The following is a 401-nucleotide window of genomic DNA, read 5'->3' as shown; positions in this document are numbered from 1 at the left end:
TAAGGTCACTGAAATAGTGCTGCTAACCTAACAAGCCTAAATAACATTGCGGTCAGACCCCGGTGAGGTTTCCTCACCTAGGGAATGCTGACCAAGAAAGTCGAAGCTAACATTACCCGTTTACGGAGAGGCAGAAATGTCAAATTATGTATTAGTAATCGATACTAATAAACAGCCGCTAAATCCTTGTCACCCCTCGGTAGCAAGGAAATTGCTTAAAACCAATAAAGCGGCGGTGTTTAGAAAATATCCATTTACCATCATTTTGAAAAAGGAAGCAACCAATGTAACAACTGAACCAATTCAATTAAAAATTGACCCCGGTTCTAAAACAACAGGAATAGCTTTGGTTCAAGGAGATAAAGTTATCTTTGGCGCTGAAATTGTTCACCGTGGTTTGG

1 protein-coding gene is annotated in these 401 nt (G+C 40.1%); it reads left to right on the top strand.

Annotation, left to right across the window (positions count from 1 at the left end):
- Positions 1–136 precede the first annotated feature (136 nt).
- Positions 137–401 (top strand): RRXRR domain-containing protein (locus JUI58_RS10865; RefSeq protein ID WP_204103806.1); only part of this gene is annotated, 265 nt, incomplete at its 3' end.

The sequence above is a fragment of the Spirulina sp. CCY15215 genome (assembly GCF_016888125.1).
In the GTDB taxonomy this organism is placed as follows: domain Bacteria; phylum Cyanobacteriota; class Cyanobacteriia; order Cyanobacteriales; family Spirulinaceae; genus CCY15215.
The sequence above is the reverse complement of the archived record's forward strand: the minus strand, read 5'-3'. Positions and strand labels throughout refer to the sequence as shown.